This is a genomic window from Microlunatus parietis (genome assembly GCF_013407955.1).
In the GTDB taxonomy this organism is placed as follows: domain Bacteria; phylum Actinomycetota; class Actinomycetes; order Propionibacteriales; family Propionibacteriaceae; genus Microlunatus; species Microlunatus parietis.
This window is the reverse complement of record NZ_JACCBU010000001.1, coordinates 1,808,842-1,824,340: the sequence shown is the minus strand read 5'-3', so window position 1 is coordinate 1,824,340 and position 15,499 is coordinate 1,808,842. Positions and strand designations below refer to the sequence as shown.

At 71.0% G+C, this 15,499-nt stretch carries 16 protein-coding genes; 8 read left to right on the top strand and 8 right to left on the bottom strand.

Annotated features, from left to right (window positions below; genetic code table 11):
- The first annotated feature begins 7 nt into the window (after positions 1–7).
- From BKA15_RS08720 to BKA15_RS08695, 6 genes are all read left to right on the top strand, one after another.
- Positions 8–868 (top strand): TrmB family transcriptional regulator, encoded by an 861-nt coding sequence (locus tag BKA15_RS08720; protein ID WP_179749895.1) that lies wholly within the window; start codon positions 8–10, stop codon positions 866–868.
- Positions 865–1,878 (top strand): adenylosuccinate synthetase, encoded by a 1,014-nt coding sequence (locus BKA15_RS08715; protein WP_179749887.1) that lies wholly within the window; start codon positions 865–867, stop codon positions 1,876–1,878. The genes BKA15_RS08720 and BKA15_RS08715 overlap by 4 nt, the downstream gene beginning before the upstream one ends.
- Positions 1,879–1,951: 73 nt before the next feature.
- The gene (locus BKA15_RS08710) at positions 1,952–2,512 is read left to right on the top strand and encodes a GNAT family N-acetyltransferase (protein ID WP_312878875.1); all 561 of its coding nucleotides are present in this window, start codon (positions 1,952–1,954) and stop codon (positions 2,510–2,512) included.
- Complete coding sequence (locus BKA15_RS08705) at positions 2,509–3,030, top strand: GNAT family N-acetyltransferase (RefSeq protein WP_179749885.1); 522 nt, start codon at positions 2,509–2,511, stop codon at positions 3,028–3,030. The genes BKA15_RS08710 and BKA15_RS08705 overlap by 4 nt, the downstream gene beginning before the upstream one ends.
- Entirely contained in the window at positions 3,027–3,794 is a 768-nt protein-coding gene (locus BKA15_RS08700) for a nucleotidyltransferase domain-containing protein (protein ID WP_179749883.1), read from the top strand. Before BKA15_RS08705 ends, BKA15_RS08700 begins: the two co-directional genes overlap by 4 nt.
- Positions 3,791–4,474 (top strand): 2'-5' RNA ligase family protein, encoded by a 684-nt coding sequence (locus tag BKA15_RS08695; protein ID WP_179749881.1) that lies wholly within the window; start codon positions 3,791–3,793, stop codon positions 4,472–4,474. Before BKA15_RS08700 ends, BKA15_RS08695 begins: the two co-directional genes overlap by 4 nt.
- 350 nt (positions 4,475–4,824) lie before the next feature.
- Here the strand turns inward: BKA15_RS08695 and BKA15_RS08690 are convergent, their stop codons facing one another.
- From BKA15_RS08690 to BKA15_RS08670, 5 genes are all read right to left on the bottom strand, one after another.
- Complete coding sequence (locus BKA15_RS08690) at positions 4,825–5,856, bottom strand: hypothetical protein (RefSeq protein WP_179749879.1); 1,032 nt, start codon at positions 5,854–5,856, stop codon at positions 4,825–4,827.
- A gap of 83 nt (positions 5,857–5,939) precedes the next feature.
- On the bottom strand, positions 5,940–7,241 hold the full coding sequence (locus BKA15_RS08685; RefSeq protein WP_179749877.1) for a hypothetical protein: 1,302 nt from the start codon (positions 7,239–7,241) through the stop codon (positions 5,940–5,942).
- Positions 7,241–7,987 carry an ABC transporter ATP-binding protein gene (locus tag BKA15_RS08680; protein WP_218871144.1) on the bottom strand — a complete coding sequence of 249 codons (747 nt, stop codon included), beginning with the start codon at positions 7,985–7,987 and terminating at the stop codon, positions 7,241–7,243. The genes BKA15_RS08685 and BKA15_RS08680 overlap by 1 nt, the downstream gene beginning before the upstream one ends.
- Positions 7,988–8,105: 118 nt before the next feature.
- Entirely contained in the window at positions 8,106–9,494 is a 1,389-nt protein-coding gene (locus tag BKA15_RS08675) for a protealysin inhibitor emfourin (protein ID WP_179749873.1), read from the bottom strand.
- Positions 9,484–10,821 carry a glycosyltransferase gene (locus tag BKA15_RS08670; protein ID WP_179749871.1) on the bottom strand — a complete coding sequence of 446 codons (1,338 nt, stop codon included), beginning with the start codon at positions 10,819–10,821 and terminating at the stop codon, positions 9,484–9,486. Before BKA15_RS08670 ends, BKA15_RS08675 begins: the two co-directional genes overlap by 11 nt.
- A 64-nt stretch (positions 10,822–10,885) precedes the next feature.
- On the opposite strand from BKA15_RS08670, the gene BKA15_RS08665 reads away from it, so the two are divergent.
- Together BKA15_RS08665 and BKA15_RS08660 are read left to right on the top strand one after the other, a co-directional pair.
- Complete coding sequence (locus BKA15_RS08665; RefSeq protein WP_179749869.1) at positions 10,886–11,533, top strand: TetR/AcrR family transcriptional regulator; 648 nt, start codon at positions 10,886–10,888, stop codon at positions 11,531–11,533.
- On the top strand, positions 11,533–11,988 hold the full coding sequence (locus tag BKA15_RS08660) for a GNAT family N-acetyltransferase (RefSeq protein WP_179749867.1): 456 nt from the start codon (positions 11,533–11,535) through the stop codon (positions 11,986–11,988). Before BKA15_RS08665 ends, BKA15_RS08660 begins: the two co-directional genes overlap by 1 nt.
- Before the next feature lie 7 nt (positions 11,989–11,995).
- On the opposite strand, the gene BKA15_RS08655 is transcribed toward BKA15_RS08660, so the two are convergent.
- The 3 genes from BKA15_RS08655 to BKA15_RS08645 are packed head-to-tail and all read right to left on the bottom strand — an operon-like array spanning position 11,996 to position 15,392.
- Complete coding sequence (locus tag BKA15_RS08655) at positions 11,996–13,384, bottom strand: M14 family zinc carboxypeptidase (RefSeq protein WP_179749865.1); 1,389 nt, start codon at positions 13,382–13,384, stop codon at positions 11,996–11,998.
- Complete coding sequence (locus tag BKA15_RS08650) at positions 13,381–14,607, bottom strand: CaiB/BaiF CoA transferase family protein (protein ID WP_218871143.1); 1,227 nt, start codon at positions 14,605–14,607, stop codon at positions 13,381–13,383. Before BKA15_RS08650 ends, BKA15_RS08655 begins: the two co-directional genes overlap by 4 nt.
- Before the next feature lie 38 nt (positions 14,608–14,645).
- Positions 14,646–15,392, bottom strand: a complete 747-nt coding sequence (locus BKA15_RS08645; RefSeq protein WP_179749862.1) for a nucleotidyltransferase domain-containing protein — start codon at positions 15,390–15,392, stop codon at positions 14,646–14,648.
- Positions 15,393–15,499: the final 107 nt, after the last annotated feature.

Here is a 15,499-nt window from a genome sequence, read left to right as displayed (position 1 = left end):
GGCGTACGTGATCGAACGTCTCGCCGAGCTCGGCTTCTCCAGCCAGGAGGCTCGGGTCTACCTCGCCCTGCTGCAACACCCGTCGGCCACCGGCTACGAGGTGGCCAAGATCGCCGGGTTGCAGCGGGCCAACGTCTACCAGGTGCTGTCCGGCCTGACCGACCGTGGCGTCGTCGACCGGGTCAGCGACGGCACCCCCGGTCGCTTCGTCGCCCATCCGCCGGCCGCCGTGCTGGGCCGGATCAAGCGGCAGACCGCGGAGCGCGCGGACAGCCTGATCGCCGACCTGGCGGCGGTCGCCGCGCCGCGGGAACAGGCAGGGTTCTTCAGCCTGCGTGACCGCGAGTCGGTGATCGACCGGGCGGCGTCCCTGGTCGCCGAGGCGCGGACCCGGGTCGCGGTCTGTGCCTGGGCGGATGATCTTGAATGGCTGGCTCCGGGCCTGCGGGCCGCGGCGCAGTCGGGTCGCCAGGTGGTGATCAACGTCTTCGGCGAGACCGAGATCGACGGGGCCGACGTCTACCGGCACGAGGCGCCGTCCCGGACCGTGGGCGGGCAGCTGCTGATGCTGGCCGTCGACTTCGATACGGCACTCGTCGCCTCCCTGGACGAACCGGTCGGCGCCGTGGTCACCGAGCACCCGGCCCTGGTCGGCCTGGTCGAGAAGGTGATCCGGGACGAGGCCTATCTGGCCGCCATCTACCAGCGGTTCGGTGATCAACTCGAGGCCGAGTTCGGCACCCACCTGTTCCGGCTGCGGACCCGGCTGTTGCCGCCGGACCGGGCCGAGGAACTGTTCTCGATCGTCGGGTTCGGTGCGGACGACACCGTCTCGGAGATCCTTTCTCAGGAGGAGGAACAAGGATGAGCGCAACGATCATCGTGGACGCCCTGTGGGGCGACTCGGGCAAGGGCAAGCTGTGTGCCCAGCTGGCGATCAAGCACGACGCCGACCTCGCGGTCCGGGCCGGGGTCGGCACCAACGCCGGCGCCAGCGTCACCACCGACGACGGCCGGTTGATCAAGGCCCGGCAGCTGCCGACCGGCTGGCTGAACCCGCGGACGCGGGTCGCGGTCGGTTCCGGGGTGCTGGTCGATCCGCAGGTCTTCGCCGACGAGCTCGACCGGTTCGGGCTCAGCGACCGGGTCATGATCGACCGCCGCTGCGCGGTGATCACGCCGGAACACATCGCCGCCGAGCAGGCCGATGCCCACCTCGCCGAGACGGTCGGCTCCACCTGCACCGGCAACGGCGCGGCGCGGGCCGACTTCGTGCTGCGCCGGGCTCGGCAGGCCGGTGATCATCCAGAACTGCGATCCTACTCGGGCGACGTCGCGGTCGAGGTCAACCGGGTCGCCGCGAGCGACGGATTGGTGATCATCGAGGGCTCGCAGGGCACGCTGCTGTCGCTGGCGCTGACCGACGACTACCCGTGTGCCACGTCGGACAATTGCACGGCCGTGGCGGCGATGGACGACGTCGGCCTGAACTGGCGGCTGGTCACCGACGTGATCATGGTCGTGAAGGCGCTGCCGTCCCGGGTCGGCTCCGGTCCGCTGCCGTACGAGATCAGTGCGGCGGAGGCCGATCGCCGGGGCATCACCGAACACGGCGTGGTGACCGGCCGGCCGCGGCGCAAGGCCGACCGGCTGGATCCCGACCTGCTCGCGTACGCCGCGATGGTGAACGGTCCGACGGCGATCGCGCTCACCTTCATCGATCATGTTGACCCCGAGATGCGGGGGGTTCGTGACCGAGACCGGATCACGGCGCCGGTCCGCGAGTTGATCGACCGGGTGGAGCAGGCCACCGGTGCACCGGTCACCTCGCTGGACACCGGACCGCGGCTCGGAGACCTGATCGAGCTCGCTGCCTGAGCCTGTTGCGGGGTCCGGGTCCGAGTTCTGAGGATTGTCGACCGGACCGGCCCGGACCTGGCAGGATCGCAGGGTGCAAGCGATTTTGGTCACCGAGCGGCTGGCCTTCACGCCGATCACGAGAGGTGACATCGACCGACTGACCGACCTGGATTCCGATCCGGAGGTGATGCGGTTCATCGACCGGCATCCCACACCACGCAAGGCGATGGCGGCCCAGGTCGAGGCGATCATCGCCGAATACGCGCGAACCCCGGGTTTCGGCCAGTGGATCGCGCGGAGCCGCGAGGCGGAGGAATTCCTGGGCTGGTTCGCGCTCCGGCGCACCGCGGAGCCCGGCCACGCGACGCTCGGGTACCGGCTCCGCCGGGTGGCCTGGGGCCTGGGCCTGGCCTCGGAGGGCGGACGGGCCCTGGTCGACTACGGGTTCCGGGAGCACGACCTGGACCGGATCACGGCCGACACGATGGCGGTGAACGAACGCTCCCGCCGGGTGATGACCGCGGTCGGGATGAGCTATCTGCGCACGTACCACGAAGAGTTCGTCGACCCGTTGCCCGGCACCGAGCAGGGCGAGGTCGAGTACGAGATCACCCGGACCGCGTGGCTGCTCCGCCGCACCCCGAGCCGGTGAGCCGAGCCGAGCCGCAGCTCCGCCTTGTTGATCTTGGTACGGGCTCGCCCGACGCCGTGGCGCTGGCGGCGCTGATCGACGAGCTCGAACAACGCCGCTGGGTGGAGATGACGGCCGCATGGCACCTGGAATCCCGGGTGCTCGGCGCGTTCGACGAGGACGGGACGGCGGTCGGCCTGCTCCGGTACGTGATCCAGCCGATCGGACCGGAGAACGACTGCCAGCAGTCGATCATCGACGGCGAGGCGCTGACCGAGGCGAAGATCCTGGCCTTCGGTACCCGCCCGGACCGGCGTCGGCAGGGGATCGGACTGGCCCTGCAGCGCCGCGCGATCGCCGACGCCGCGGCGGCCGGCTGCTGGCAGGTCCGGTCGCACAGCGCGGGCGGCTACCGGGCGAACCACCGGCTCAAGTTCCGGCTCGGCTTCGCCTTCCATCCCGAGGTCCGCGGCGGCGACGACCGCGGTGGTTATTTCATTCTGCCGTTGCGGAACCAGTTCCGTAGGGTGTCCGAGTGAGTGAGGACTTCCTGGACGACCTGGCCCGGCGGCTCGCGAAGCTGCCCGGAGTGACCGCGGTGGCGCTCGGCGGCTCCCGCGCCCAAGATCAACATCAGCCGGACGCGGACTACGATCTCGGGCTCTACTACCGGGGCCGCTTCGACCCGCAGGATCTGCGCGACTGCGGCTGGCCCGGCGAGGTTTCGGAACTCGGCGGCTGGGGTGGTGGCGTGTTCAACGGCGGCGGCTGGCTGACCGTGGACGGGCAGCGAGTCGACGTGCACTATCGCGACCTGGACCGGATCGACTCGATCTTGGCCGCGGCCGAGCAGGGCCGGTTCGTCATCGAGCCGCTGATGTTCCATCTGGCCGGCATTCCGGACTATCTGCTGCTCGCCGAGCTGGCGATCAACCGCACCCTGATCGGCGAACTGCCGCGGCCCGACTACCCCGCGGCCTTGCGTCGGTCGGCACCGCCGGTCTGGTGGGGTCGGGCCGAGCCGATCTTCGGCTACGCCCTCGACGGCGCCGCTAGGAAGGGGAGGACGACCCTGGCGCTCGGGCTGGCCGCGCAGGCGGTCACCAATGCCGCGCACGCCGTCGCCGCCGCGCACGGACGCTGGGTGACCAACGAGAAGCGGCTGCTGACGATCGCCGGGCTGGCCGACTGCGACCGCCTGATCACCGAGGCCACCGCCGATCCGGACACGGTGGCCGACGTGGTCGTACGGCTCCGGGATCACTGTGCCGCGGAGCTTCCGGCGGACCTCGCGAGCCGGTGAGGTTCGAGGAGCTGTTCGACCGGAACGCGCCGCTGATCATGGAGCAGCGGCATCAGCGGGAGACGCCGCCGGTCGAGGGCGGGCGGTGGCCGGTGAGCGCCGTGATCATGATCGACGGCGCACTGGGCGCCCGCCTGGACTTGCTCACAGCGGAGCTGGCCGAGCTGGCCGGCCCCGGGCACTTCCACACCGGTCGGGCCGGGTCGGCGCACCTGACGATCCGTGCGCTGGAACGCTTCCGCGCCGTCGTTCCGGACGGCGATCCGGCCGTCGCCCGCTATGCCTCCGCGCTGCATCGCGCCGGCGCCCGGACCGACCCGTTCGCGGTGTCGCTGTCCGGCTTGTCGGTGACCCCGTTGGCCGTCGTGGCCCGGGTCGAAGTCGGCGCCCGGGAGGTGACCGAACTGTCCGCCCGGTTCGCCGATGATCTTGGTCCGGACGACTGGCTGGAGCGCGAACACGTGAGCCGCACGTTCCGGCACGTGACCCTGCTGCACTTCGGCGCCGACCTGGCCCGGCCGAGCGCCTTGCTGGACTGGGTCGCGGACCGGCGGGCACTCGCCCTCGGCTCCACGACCGTCACCGCCGTCGACCTGGTCCGGGCCCGGCACCGCCTGCTGCCGGATGGCCAGTTCATGGAGCTGTCGCCCCTGATCCCGCCGGTCCGCCTCGGTTCTTGATCAAGGACGGCGTGCCCCGCGCACACTGAGCTTGTCGAGGTGCCAAGCCACAGTTCAGTGCCCTGAGCTTGTCGAAGGGCCAAGCCGGATGCGCCTGCCCAACGACCACGCTTAGCCCGGACGCAGCTCATGACCTGCCGCTCGCCGGCCACGAGAACGCACGGCCCGGACCACCGCCGCCGATCCGGAGCGGGTGCTGTTGCGAATTCCCTTGAGGTCGACCGATACGGCGGCCATGGCCAGGTCCCGCGCGCACCCCGTCCCCGTACACCCGCGACCGCCGCACCACCACCCCAGCCTCGGCAGCACCGAGCGGACTGCTTGACCCGCAGAATCCGCCGAGATCGAGGTCACATCGTCCGCTCAGTGAGGTAGCCCGTCGCTGGTACCGGAACCGCCTCATGCTCGGCCCAGCCGGCAGGATCGCGTTCGCGTCGATCGGGTCCTGCTCGCCACGGCAGTGGCTCCTTCGGGACCTCGGCCCAGCTGTCTCGACTCGGGTGCGTCTGCCCGACGACCAGACTCAGGGAGCTTCTACTGCCGGTCCAAGAGCTGCTGGCGATACAGGCTCGGCGGCTGGATCGCTTTGCGCGGCTGGACGACGTCCCAGAAGCCGCGTGATCGCGGCCGTGGGTCGTACAGGCTCGGCACCAGGCCGGAGCCGATCGTGCCGCGGTGCCCGATCGAGTAGTTCTGCGCGGTCGGCGGCGCCTGCAGGGTGAGCGAGCGCGGGTGTTCCAGGCGACGTAGTTCGCGCCGGCCCAGCCGTGACCGCTGCCGAGCCAGGCCCGGTCCATGATCGAGATCCGGGCGTCGACGTTGTCGAACAGTCCGCCGGTGGACCAGCGGTGGTGCGGTTCGGAGGTGTTGAAGTCGTTCGTCGTCCCGCCACCGGTCCAGACGTTCGGGCCGGGCACCCGGCTGGTCACCGCGTAGCCGTGCCGGGCCGACTCCAGCCGGGCGTTCTCGACCAGGGTCAGCTGTCCCTGCACGTCGTAGCCGTACCGCCGGCCGCGGGTGATCACGGAGACGAACTCGGAGGCCGTACCGTCGCGCACGGTGACCCACTTCGCGCCCCGGCCGAGCTGGACCAGCGAGTAGACCAGATGCCGCGCCGCGATGTCTCGGGCCCAGGCGTCGTTGTCGAAGACGACGAAGCGTTCGATGTGCTCTTCGTCCGCGTAGTACGGATCGGTCTCCACGTTGTCCATCTTGGTGTCGATCACCGACGGATCGAAGTCGGAGACTGCCAGGATGCCCTCGACGCCGACTTCGCTGATCCGCCCCGGATCCGTGTACGGGATCATGCTGCCGCCGCCCCAGCGCCGCTCGATGGCATTCGTCAGCGGAGCGTCGACGGTGATCACGTTGCCGTCGACCACATCCTCGTGGTCGGCAACGCGTTGCCATCGATTGCCGTGCGCTCGCCGTGCCGGATGAGTCTGATCAATCCCGGAGCAGCGGGTTAGATCGCCGCGGCCTTGTGGAGCAGCGGCTGGGAGGCCAGGACGGCCGCCATGACCAGCGTCACCGACAGCACCAGGCCACCGCCGAAGAGCAGCGGACCGGCCGGACTGGCGCCGATCAGCATGATCCCGAACGGCGCGACGATCACCAGCGAGCAACAGACCGCGATCGCCAGCGAGGCGCCGAGCGGCAACCAGGTCTCGCGCAGCCGGGCGGCGGAGAGCACCTCGATCGGGGTTCCGGCGAGCCGCAGCATCCGATATTGATCACGGTGGTCGAGCACCTTCGCGGCCTGGTTGACGCCACTCGAGACCGCCGCCAGCAGGGCGGCGATGATCACCGTGACCAGGGCACCGGTCAGCAGGTCCTGCGACAGGTACGCCAGCGACGGCTCCTCGGCGGCGTCGGCACCGGCGGCCATCCCCGGCGCGATGCTGAGCAGGCCGGCCACGAAGGTCGCCAGGGTGACCCCGGCCACCGAACGCCAGGCACTCTTCGGGTCGTCGACCAGCCGGCGCGCGGCGAGCAGGGCCGGGACGTTCTTGGCGCGGTTCGCGGCGATCCGGCCGATCAGGCCGAGCACGAACGGACCGACCAGGTTGACCACCGCGAAGCAGATGATCAGGAACGTGATCATCACCGGGACCGCCAGGTCGCCGTTGACGACGCGGGTGATCACCAGCCAGGCGGTGAAGGCGAGCACGAAGAACACGGCCCGGATCAGCGAGAGCTTCTTCGGGCTGACCCGGCGGGCGACGCCGAGCGGACTGATCACGACCGCCGCCAGACTGAACGCCGCGGACGCGACCGCCAGGACGACGATCGCCAGCAGGGTCAGGGCGAGCACGCCCGGGCCGACCCACAGCTCGGCCAGCTGGAACGAGCGGCCCTGGAACCGCAGCTGGGCGACGCCGGGCAGCGCGATCAGGTAGAGAACGACACCGGCGACCGCGCCCGCCACGGCCTGCACGGCGGCGTCGATCACGGCGATCGCGCCGACCTGACCGCTGGTGGCGCCGGCCAGCCGCAGCGCGGCGAACCGCTCGTTGCGGCGGGAGATGGACAGGCGAGCGGCGGCGCCCCCGAGCGTGATCACCGGAATGATCAGGATCGCGGTCGCGACCAGGGCCAAGGTCACGTAGAGCTCACTCTCCGGCCGGGCCTGGAACGCACCCAGACCGCCGAGCACGGTGAGGACGGCCGCGGTGGTGGCCGCGAACGCGATCACGGCCAGGGCAGTGATCAACCGTTGGGATTCCTGGCGGCGGGCGAGCCGCCACCACAGCTTGGCGGCGATCATCAGTGGGCCCCGCCGAACGGAGCGGGCTGGGCCGGGGCCGGTGCGGGCGGCACCTGCTGCTGAACCGGCGGCGCGAACTGCGCCGTGACGTCGCGGCCGTCCCGCATGATCACCGTACGCTGGCAGGACTGGGCCACGAGTTGATCATGGGTGACGACGACCAGGGCGGCCCCGGTGTGGGCGCTGGCCTCGACGAGGATCTGCATCACCTGCTGCCCGGTCGACTGGTCCAGGGCGCCGGTCGGCTCGTCGGCGAACACCACGCTCGGCTTGGTGATCAAGGCCCGCGCGATCGCCACCCGCTGCGCCTGCCCGCCGGACAGTTCGCCCGGACGCCGGTTCTCCATCCCGGCCAGCCCGAGCCGGGCCAGCCACTCCCGGGCCGCGCCGATCGCTGCCTTGGCCGGCTGGCCGTCGAGCATCAACGGGAGTGCGACGTTCTCGCTGGCCGGCAGTTCGGCCAGCAGTTGGCCGGACTGGAACAGGAACCCGAAGTCGCTCCGGCGCAGCGCGGTCCGCTGTCGGTCCGACATCGCGGACAACGCCTGGTCGCGGAAGGTCACGGTGCCGCTGGTCGGCCGGACGATCCCGGCCAGGCAGTGCAGCAGCGTCGTCTTGCCCGACCCGGACGGGCCCATGATCGCCAGCGATCCGGGCCAGATGTCAAGATCGACTCCGGCCAGCGCATGGGTGGCCGAGCCGCCGCTGCCGTACGTCATGACGAGATTGCGCGCAGAAATGAGCATGCCGCCGAGTGTTCCGTCGGCCGACCGGCACGCCATCGGGCTCCGGTCGCCGAAACCGTCCGCGGCGCTCCGACTCAGGTCCCGCCCGGGCCGAGCCGCGGGTGGCCCGGCGGTTCGATCATGATCGGCGGAGGAAGCGGTTCAACAGGCCGCGCAACCGCGGCGGCAGGTCGCGTTCGCCGGCCCGGATGTCGATGCCGGCGCCCGGCGCGCTTACCGTGAACGTGAAGCCGTCCGGCAGCGGCGGGCCGGCCGTCGCGGTCCGGAATCCCTGCCACACCGAGGGATTCGACAGCACCTCGCGCCACTCCGCGGCATCGCTCGCGTCCAGGTCGTCCGGATCGACGGTCCGTTGCAGCCGCATTCCGGCGAAGCCGCCGGACCGGGTCACCGTGACCGGACCCGGGTCCGACCCGGGTCCCGTTCCGGTCGTGACCACGCCGACCTGTTGCCAGGCCTCGGCGACGGCCCGGTGCTGATCCGAGCCGTCTCCGTACCGCTGCGCCGCGGCGGCGACGGTCAGCCGGGCGAACCCGGCGAAGTCGGTGCCGGGCGTGATCTCGGAGCCGGTGAGGACGTCGTACCAGACCGGGCCCGCGCCTTCCCAGCTGTGGCCGCCGATCTTGGTCGCGGCCAGCGCGAAGGCGCGGTTCGGGATGCCCGAGTTGAGATGGACGCCGCCGTTGTCGTCGTCGGTCGTGATGTAGTCGTCCAGGTGCCCGGGCTGCGGGTCCTTGCCCAGGACGTCGTCGTCGTACGCGGTGCCGGGCTCGATCATGGACCGCAGCGCGGACCCCTGCACCTGATCGGTGAAGAGGCCGGCCCCGATCAGCCAGTCCGCCTGGTCGGCGGTCTGCCCAGCCCCGAACTGCTTCGCCATCGCGCCGAAGACGTCGGAGACGCTCTCGTTCAGTGCGCCCGACTGGCCGCGGTAGACCAGGTTCGCCGTGTACTGGGTGACGCCGTGGGTGAGTTCGTGGGCGATCACGTCGAGCGCCAGGGTGAACCGGTTGAACACGGTCCCGTCGCCGTCGCCGAACAGCATCCGCTGCCCGTCCCATTGCGCGTTGTCCCAGTCCTGCAGGTAGTGCACGGTCGCCCGCAGCGGCAGTCCGGCGTTGTCGAGGCTGTCCCGGCCGAAGGCCTCCTGGAACAGCAGCCAGGTAGTGCCGAGCCCTTCGTACGCCTCGTTGACCGCTGGGTCGTCGACGGCCGGATCCCCTTCGGAACGGACCGTCCGGCCGGGCAGGACGTCGCCGCTCTCGGCGTCGCTGATCACCCGATGCGGGCGCGGCGCGGCGGGCGCGGCGGCCTCGGCCTCCTCGGCCGCTGCGGCCGGCCGGCGATCGGGCGCCGGCGTGGCGGTCGGCCGGACCCGCCGGACGCCGGTGTCGAGATCGAGCGTCCGCCGGGCCGACTCGGCGACGTGCGCGTCCGGATGGTGGCGCAGCCGCGCGATCAGGTACGGCGGGACGATCGAGGGGTACAGTCCCGGTTCACACCTCATCCTTCGACGATAGCCCGCCCGCAGCGGTCCGGCGCCGCTCCTCGATCAACGATCTGATCGCGGCGACGCCGGGAGCGCGGCCGATCTCGTTGCCGAGCCGGGTGGCGGCTGCGGTGTAACGCCCGTCGCCGAGCACGGTGCGGACAGCCTCGGCGAGCTGCGGCGGGGTCGGCCGGTTGGTTGCCAGGTTGATCCCGACCCCGGTGTACGTCACCCGGGCGCCGACCTCGACCTTGTCCTCCGTCGTGCCCGCCACGATCAGCGGCACCCCGTGGCGCAGGGCCGCGTGGACGCCGCCGTACCCACCGTTGGTGATCATGAGGTCGGCCTTCGGCAGCAGCTGGTCGAACGGCAGGTAGGTCGCCGCCCGGACGTTGTCCGGCAGAGGTTGCGGCAGCGTGTCCAGCGGGCGGCCACCGGTGGTCACGACGATCAGCGGGTCCGCGGCTGTGCCGGCCGGGCGGCCGAGGGCGGTCAGGGCCGGAGCGATCAGCTGGTCGTAGTCCTGATTGGCTACGGTGCCCTGATTGACGATGATCACCGCCTGGTCCTGATCAAGGTCGGCCCACCAGTCGGGCAGCGTGGCCGGCTCGGTGGTGGGCAGACTCAGCGGGCCGACGAAATGGACCCGGTCGGGCAGATCGGAGCGCGGATACTCGAAGCCCGGCACGCTGAACTGGACGATCGCATCCGCCTGGGCCGGCCAGTCCATGACGAAGCAGGGGAGGTCCTTCCCGGTCGTCTCCCGGATGATCCGCTCGGCGGTGCGCTGCACGGAACCGAAGACGATCTTCTCCGCGGCGAACTGGAGCACCGCGTTGCGGAGCCGGCCGAGCGGGCCCTTGAGCGGCTGCAGCCCGAAGCCGAACGGTGCCGTGTCCCGGCTCGAGATGCTCAGCGGCAGTGTGCCGGCGATGATCACCATCGGATCGGTCGGTGTGGATCGCTGCAGGAGATAGGCGCCGCCGCCGACGAACAGGGGCTCGGCGAGGACGGCGTCGGTCGGCTCGGCCGCGACCGCTTCCCGGACCGCGCGGAGCTGGGCCGGCACCGGCTTCAGGAACAGTTGGACCAGGTCGAACTTCATCCGCGCGACGCCGGTCAACCGGGCCCGGTCCGGGAACTGGCCGTCAAGATCATGATCATCGAGGTCCGCGTCGGCCGGCAGCGCCAGGTGCTCGGCACCGGTCCGCTCGACGGCGGACCGGAATTTCGCTCCGGTGAGGAACCGGACCCGGAAGCCCGCGGTGACGAGTTCGGACGCGATCGGGAGCAGCGGCGCGACGTGACCGTGGGCCGAGGTGCTGCAGATCAACAGGGAGGGCATTCGAGGCTCCTGACGTAAGTGACTGCCTTCACAAAGTATTCATCACCCTGTTAAGGTAGTCAATGTGACGAAGCCATCACGGACCTATCGCTCGGAGCTGCGGACGGAGCAGGCAGCGGCGACCCGGCGGCGCATCCTCGAGGCGGCCGGTGCCTGCTTCGCCGAGTCCGGTTACGGCCGGACGACCCAGGCCGCGATCGCCGCCCGGGCCGGGGTCTCGGTCGAGTCGGTCAAGGCCCAGGGGCCGAAGCGGGACTTGCTGCTGGCGGCCTTCGAGCAGGCGTTCACCGGTCAGGAGGGCCGGCAACCGCTCGCCGAGCAAGATCAACTCGCGGCAGCGTTCGCGATCGAAAACGACGATGCGTTCCTCGACACCGGGCTGGAGTTCATGGCGGCCGCCAATCGCCGGGCGTACGCGCTCTGGCGGGCCCTGACCAGCGCGGCCGACTCCGACGCCGAGATCGCGCCCGTCCTGGACGGGATCCTCGCGCGCCGGCGCAAGGACATCGAGTCCGCGGTCGGGCTGATCCAGCGACGTGGACTGCTCGCGGCCGGCGTACGGGTGCGGCGCAGGGTCGCCGCGGAGCTGTCGTTCCTGTTGTCGCCCGAGGGCTACCAGCAGTTGGTCGCCGAGTCCGGGCGGTCGCATCGGGAGTACCTGGACTGGATTCGTAGCATGGTCCGGGCGACCCTCGAACGGATGGAGCCCTGATGAAGATCCTTGTCGACGACCTCTCCGGACCGGAGGTCGCCGCGCTGTTGGCCGAGCACCTGGACGACATGCGGGCGACGTCGCCGCCCGAGAGCAAGCACGCGCTCGACCTCGATGATCTTCGCCGGCCCGAGATCACCTTCTGGTCGGCCTACGACGGTGACGAACTGGTCGGCTGCGGCGCGCTGAAGCGGCTGGATGCGACGCACGCCGAGGTGAAGTCCATGCGCACCGCGAGTTCCCGGCGCGGCGGCGGGGTCGCCTCGACGCTGCTGGCGCACCTCATCGCCGAGGCGTGCCGGCTGGGCTACGCCCGGCTCAGCCTGGAGACCGGATCGGCCGAGTTCTTCGCGCCCGCCCATCGGCTCTACCGGCGGTTCGGTTTCGTCGACTGCGAGCCGTTCGCCGACTACCGGCCCGACCCGAACAGCATCTTCCTGACCCTCGAGCTCTGAGTCCGGGTCAGTGCAGCCGGCCGGACAACTGGGCGGCCGTCGCCAGGGTCGCCGCATACTGGGCCGCGACCAGGGTGCGGATCTCGATCACCTGGTACGGCAGCGCACCGGCATCCTCGGCGAGCCACGTCTCGTAGCGCTGGGCGTGTTGATCATGAGCGGTACGGATCGGTTCCCGGACGTTGCCGACGGCCAGTTCTCCGGCCAGTGCCCGGAGCAGGATCCCGGCGAACCGGAGCCGGAACTGGTGCACCACGGCGGCCAGCGAGGACACCTCGGCCACGGTCGCCGGCCGGTCCGCCCCGGGGTCGTCGGCTCGTCGGGCGGTCGACTCGGCGGCGTGCGCCATCGTCGTGGTGAAGTAGCGGGCGGCCCGCCAGAGCGGCGCGTCGGGGGCGAGCAGTTTTCCTTCGGTGGCAGCGATCCCGGCCTGCAGCACCTCGGCCAGCTCGGCCAGGCCCGCGGCCTGCGCGGCGACCGCCTCGCCGTACCGGGTCGAGGCGGGGCTCGCGTCGGCGATGTTCGGGTCGACCCAGTACGGCAGCTCGCTGATCAAGGTCTGCGCGCCGTACCGGCCGGCGTAGGAGGCCGTACTGTCGCCGGCCGTGTTGTGCCACGGCTCGCCGCGGGCGACGGTCCGGTCGTAGGCGTCCTTGATCGAACCCGCCCGGTAGATCCCGTCGGCCAGCCGGACGATCTCCGGCGACTCCGGCTCGCCGCGGTCCAGCATCAGGCCGAGTCGTTCGGGCACGCCCTGCAAGATCGGATAGAGCTCCGGCTCCGGCCGGCTCAGGTAGTAGTAGACACCGCCGATCTCGCTGTTGTGCAAGGAACAGACGAGATCGGGCCGATGCTGGTCGATCAGCCGCATCAAGGCCTGGGTCTCCGGGATCGCGGCGTCGAAGTAGGCGTCCTGGTAGTTCAGCGGGTACGTCCACTCGACCTGATCATGACCGGCCGGCCGGTAGAAGTGGCGGGCGTAGTGCTCGCGGGTGAACGGGCCCTTGAGCCAGCCGTGGTTGAGCCGGAGCCCGTCCGGGTCGATGCAGGCGATGATCCGCCACCGGTGGTTCAGCCGGTCCCGCAGTTCGGCGTCCTCGGTGAGCCGCCGGGCCAGGTGCAGCGCGGTGAGCCCGCCGATCGGCTCGTTCGGGTGCGGCAGCCCGAAGACCAGGGCCTCGGCCGCGTCCGGGCGGTCCTCGTCGATGATCAAGCAGAGCAGCGGCTCGCCCTGCCGGGAGGTCCCGACCCGCTCCACCCGCGCCAGGTCCGGATGATCATCGGCGATCGCCCGCAGTCCCGCCGCGAGCTCGTCGACGTCCGCGAACGCAACGTAGGAAGGGACGGTGGTCAGTTCGTCGGCCAGCCAGCCGGGAACGGCGTCGCTCGTGGTCATGGGTCGAGTCTTTCGGGTGGGCGGCCCGGCGGGGGAGGCGGGGCGGCGTCCCGGCGTACCGCGGCGATCTCGTCATCGGTCAGGCCGGCCTCGCGCAGGACGGCTTCCGAGTCGGCGCCGAGCCGCGGCGGCAGAGTGGGCTCGACCGAGGAGTCGGCCAGCCGGACCGGGCTGCGCGGGAACCGGTAGCGGCCGCCGGCGTCGGTCAGCTCGACGAAGAAGCCGACGTCGGTCAGGTGCGGGTCGTGCTCCAGGTCCTCGAGCCGGTTGACCGGCGCGGCCGGGATGTCCAGCCGGCGGCAGAGCTCCAACCAGTGCGCGGTGGGTTCGGTCGCGATGATCTCGGCGAGCAGGCTGTACAGCTCGTCGATGTGCCGGGTCCTGGCTCCAAGATCAACAAGCCGCGGGTCGTCGACGAGTTCCGCGCGGCCCACCTCGGTCAGGAACGCGCGCCAGTGCCGATCGCCGTACGGCATCACGCAGACATGGCCGTCCAGGGTCGGGTACGGCCGCCGCCAGGGGGACAGGATCCGGGTGTAGCCGGCCTCCGCCTGCTCGCCCGGCGGATCGATCCGGTGCCGCGCGTGCAGGTGTTCGGTGAGCAGGAAGGACGCCATCGACTCCAGCATCGGCACCTCGACCAGCTGCCCGCGGCCGGTCCGCTCGCGCTGGAACAGGGCGGCCAGGATGGCGTGCGCCGCGGTGAGCCCGCCGATCTTGTCGGCGATGATCGTCGGCAGGTAACGGGCCTCGCCGGTCTGCCGCCGGAGCAGATCGGCCGCGCCGGAGAGCCCCTGCACGATGTCGTCGTAGGCGGGCTGCTCGCGATAACGACCGCCCGAGCCGAAGCCGGCCAGCTCGGCGAAGATCAACCTCGGGTTCGTGGCCAGCACGGTGTCCGGGTCGAGGCCGAGGGCGGCCATCTTGTGCGGCCGCATACTGTGCATGATCACGTCCGCCCGCTCGGCCAGCCGGAGCAGCGCCGTCCGACCGGCCGGTCGCTTCAGGTCGAGCGCGACGCTGCGCTTGTTCCGGTTGCTGCCCAGGAAGAGTGCGGCGTAACGCTCCTCGGCACCGGGCCCGGCCGAGCGCACCGGGTCCCCGGCCGGTGACTCGATCTTGATCACGTCCGCGCCGTAGTCGGCCAAGATCAACGAGGCGTACGGGCCGAAGACGACCGTGGTCAGATCGATTACGCGGATGCCGTCGAGTGCTGGGCGCAAGCATTCCTCCTCGGGGTCTGCTGCCGCAGTCTCGCGCATCAGAACTGCAGTGGCCGGTGGGCTGTCAGCGCCCGTGCCGCCGCCGCGGTGCAGATCGGGCCGAGCAGGCCGCGCTCGACGTGGACCCGGAGCACCGCGGCGACGTCGTCGGCGGCCCGCTGTACCCGGTGACTGAGGTCCTCGGGCACCTGAGTGTCCTTCGGCAGTGCGGCCAGGTCGGCGCGAAGATCACGCAACTCGGCGGCCAGTCTGGTGTCCGGTCGCAAGACGCGGAGGGCCTCCTCGGCACTCTGCGGTACGACGTCGGTGACCAGCGAGGCCAGCACACTGCACAGTCGGCCGACCCGTTTCGCCAGGTCGTGCGCGTCGTCCCGGTCGGCGAAGTCGCCGTACTCGAACAGGGAGCCGAAGACGGCGATCGACTCCCGGGCGGCCTGGTCGTGGGTGCGTGGGGGCAGGGTCTGGTGCCAGGGCTCGCCGGCCAGCCAGCAGGCGGTGCGAAGATCAACCCAGGGGTCCGCAGCGAACTCCCCGGCCGGAATGATCTTGAGATCCAGCGGGCCGGGCCAGGGTCTTGCCGCGAGCGCTTCGAAGCTCGCCTGCTCGGTGGCGACGCGGTCCTCATCGCGGTCCGTCGCGTACAGGCCGATCACGTCGACATCGCTCCGGGGCCCGGCCGCACCGCGCGAGTGACTGCCGTGCAGGAACAGCCCCAGTCGGATCGAGGCGTACTGTTCTGCGATCGGTTGCAGATCGTGCCGGAGGTCGTCCGCGATGTCGGCCATGGCCCTGATGGTAGGCGACGGCCACACCGGCGAGTACGGAATGCGCCCGGGGGCCGTGCCGGTGCTCGCCGACGGACGACCCGTACCGTAGGAACTCACGATCCGGG